At 74.7% G+C, this 3509-nt stretch carries 3 protein-coding genes; all 3 read left to right on the top strand.

Translation table 11 applies throughout. From position 1 onward, the window contains the following. The first annotated feature begins 128 nt into the window (after nt 1-128). Nucleotides 129-899 carry a VWA domain-containing protein gene (locus tag JNW89_RS31350; protein ID WP_238451819.1) on the top strand — a complete coding sequence of 257 codons (771 nt, stop codon included), beginning with the start codon at nt 129-131 and terminating at the stop codon, nt 897-899. A 90-nt stretch (nt 900-989) separates the two neighbouring features. Further along, entirely contained in the window at nt 990-2945 is a 1956-nt protein-coding gene (locus JNW89_RS31345) for a DUF3367 domain-containing protein (protein ID WP_238451818.1), read from the top strand. Then, on the top strand, nt 2942-3509 hold a 568-nt coding region (locus JNW89_RS31340; protein ID WP_238451817.1), incomplete at its 3' end, for a discoidin domain-containing protein. The genes JNW89_RS31345 and JNW89_RS31340, both read left to right, overlap by 4 nt.

Raw genomic sequence — 3509 nt, 5'->3', positions numbered from 1 at the left:
GCCGCGTACCCGGAGGTGGCGGTGCCCTCGCTTGACCTGCCGTACGCCGTGCTGCCGCCGCGCGCGACGCCGTACGCGACGCCGCCGCCGGCTTCCTCAGCGACCTGCTGACCAGCGCCTCGCGCGAGGTGCTGACCGAATTCGGCTTCCGCACCGCCGCCGGCTACCCGCCGGCGATGCCGCGCGATCGCCGGCTCGACCCGGCGGTCCGCGAACCGGTGGCGCTGCCGGCCGAGGAGACGGTCACCGAGATGCTGACCGGGTGGAGCGGCGTGCAGCGCAGCGCCCGGATCATCACCATGCTGGACATCTCCGGCTCGATGGCCGCCCGGGTGCCCGGCGGCGGCACCCGGCTCGACGCCACCCTCGCCGCCGCCCGCGAGGGTGCCGGGCTGCTGCTGGACAACAGCGAGCTCGGGATCTGGGTCTTCTCCACCAAGGTCGACGGCGACCGGGACTACCGCGAGATCCTGCCGGTCCGCCCGCTGCGCGCCCAGCGGGCCGCGCTGGCGCAGCGGCTGGCCGAGGTGAAGGTCAAGCCCCAGGGCGGCACCGGCCTGTACGACTCCACCCTGGCGGCGTACCGGGACGCCCGGCGGCACTGGACCCCGGGACGGATCAACCTGGTGCTGGTGATGACCGACGGGCGTAACGAGGACGCCGAGGGCATCGAGCGGAAGAAGTTCCTCGCTGAACTCACCGCGATGCAGGACCCGCGCAAGCCGCTGCCGATCGTCTTCATCGGCCTCGGCCGGGACGTCGACCCGGACGAGCTGAACGCGATCGCCAAGGTCACCGGCGGGCAGGTGTTCCGGACCGACCAGCCGAAGGGGATGCGGCAGATCTTCTTCACCGCCCTGGCCAACCTGAGCTGCCTGCCCCCGGAGTGCCGCCGGTGACCGCGGCCCCGGCGCGGCGGGTGCTGGACCGGATCGTCCGGCCGGTCCGCGACGCCCCCCGCCACCGCGCTCAGCCTGCTGCTGCTCACCGTGCTGGCGTTCGCGCAGCGCCCCGGCCAGGTCACCTTCGACACCAAGCTCGACCTGGCGGCGAACCCGGTGCACTTCATGGCTCGGGCGCTGCACCTGTGGAACCCGGAGGCCACCTCCGGGGAACTGCAGAACCAGGCGTACGGCTACCTCTTCCCGATGGGGCCGTTCTTCGGCGCCGGGCAACTGCTCGGCGTGCCGCCGTGGATCACCCAGCGGCTCTGGTGCGCGGTGCTCTTCTGCGCCGCCTTCTACGGCCTGCTGCGGCTGGCCCGCGCGTTCGCCATCGGCACCGAACCGACCCGGTACGCCGCCGCGCTCGGCTACGCGCTGGCGCCCCGGATGCTCACCGAGATCGGCGCGCTCTCCTCGGAGGTCCTCTCCGCGGCGATGCTGCCCTGGGTGCTGCTGCCGCTGGTCCAGGTGAAGCGGATCGGCTCGCCGCGCCGGGCCGCCGCGCTCTCCGCGCTGGCCGTGCTCGGCATGGGCGGCATCAACGCCGCCGTGGTGCTGATGGCCCTGGTGCTGCCCGGGGTGTGGCTGCTCTCCCGCCGCTGGGACGCCGCCCACCTGCGGCTGGTCGGCTGGTGGTGCGTCTGCGTCGTCGGGGTCTGCCTCTGGTGGATCGTGCCGCTGCTGCTGCTCGGCCAGTACAGCCTGCCGTTCCTCGACTACATCGAGTCGTCCACCACGACCACCGCCGTCGCCTCGCTGTTCCAGGCGGTACGTGGGACCAACCAGTGGGTGGCGTACATCGTCCAGGGCGACCCGTGGTGGCCGGCGGGCTGGTTGCTGATCGACCACCCGGCGCTGATGGCGCTCACCGCGGTGGTGGCGCTGGTCGGCCTGGCCGGGCTGGCCGGCAACCTGCTGCCCGAGCGGCGGTTCCTGGTGCTCGGCTTCCTGGCCGGGCTGACCCTGCTCACCATGGGCTACGTCGGCAGCCTGGACAGCCCGCTCTCCGAGCAGGTCCGCGACCTGCTGGACGGCCCGCTGGCGCCGTTCCGCAACGTGCACAAGCTGGAACCGGTGCTGCGGCTGCCGCTGATGCTCGGCTTCGCGCACGGCGTCGACGCCTGGGTCACCCGGCTGCACACCGCCGCCCGTCGCCGCCGGCCCGGGCTGCGGCTGCGCCCGGTGGTGTTCGTACCGGTCCTCGCCCTGGTCCTGGGGGCGGCCGCGCCGGCCTGGACCGGGCTGCTGCGACCCGGCCCCGGCTGGTCCGACCTGCCGCCGCACTGGCGGGCCGCAGCCACCTGGCTCGCCGACCGGGACGCGCTGGCCCGCACGCTGGTGGTGCCCGGCTCCGGCTTCGGCCAGTACGACTGGGGTCGCACCGTCGACGAGCCGTTGCAGTCGCTGGCCGGGGCGCCCTGGGCGGTGCGCCACCAGATCCCGCTCGGCTCGATCGGCAACATCCGGATGATGGACACCGTCGAGACGGTGCTGGCCGGTGGCCGCGGCTCGGCCGGGCTGGCCGACTTCCTGGCCCGCTCCGGCTTCCGGCACCTGCTGCTGCGCAACGACATCGACCGTACGCAGACCGACGCCCCGCCGGTGGCAGTGCTGCGCCGGGCGCTGGCCGGGTCGCCGGGGATCACCCGGGTGGCCACCTTCGGCAACACCGACGCGGTCGGCCGGGCCGCCGGCAGTCCGGTCGACGACGACGCCGGTCCGCTGCCCGCCGTCGAGGTGTACGAGGTGGACCGCCCGGTGCCGGCCGCCTCGGCGGTGCTCACCGCCGACGTGCCCACGGTCAGCGGCGGCCCCGAGTCGCTGCTGCCGCTGCTGGAGCAGCGCGTGGTGGAGCGGGACCGGCCGGTGGTGCTGGCCGGGGACCGTCCGACGCCGACGCCGACGTCGGCGCCACCGGCGACCGGTGGATCGTCACCGACGGCCTGCGCCGCCGGGAACGCGACATCGGCCGGGTACGGGACAACCTCAGCCAGACCATGACCGCCGCCGAGTCGGGCCGGCAGGGGAGGGTGGCCCTCGACCTGCTGCCCTTCGGTGGCCGCCGGCACCAGACCGTCGCCACCTACCAGGGACTGCGTGAGGTCAGCGCCTCCACGGCGGCCAGTTTCGTGGACAACCTGGCCCCGGCCGACCCGTCGCACCTGCCGTTCGCCGCCGTCGACGGTGACGCCGGCACCGCCTGGCACTCCGCGGCCCTGGCCGGGCCGGTGGGGCAGTGGCTCCAGCTCGACCTGGACACCCCGCGCGAGGTCCAGCAGGTCTCCCTGGCGTTCGTCGACGACCTCGGGGTCGGCTGGCCGGTGACCCGGTTCCGGATCAGCACCGACCGGGGTTCGGTCGACCACGACGTCGCCGCCGGGCTCGGCGCGCAGACGTACTACACCCTGCCCGGGGCCACCAGCACCATCCGGATCACCGTGCTGGCGGTGGCCGGCAACCGGCTCGACGGCGGGGTGGGCATCCGGGAACTCACCGTCCCCGACGTCACGCCCCACCGGGCGCTGCGCGTGCCGACCGACCTGCCGGCCGCCGGCACCGGCCCGG

This window comes from Micromonospora sp. 4G55, from assembly GCF_016803375.1.
Note: the sequence above shows the minus strand (reverse complement) of the source record. Positions and strands in the feature narration are given on the sequence as shown.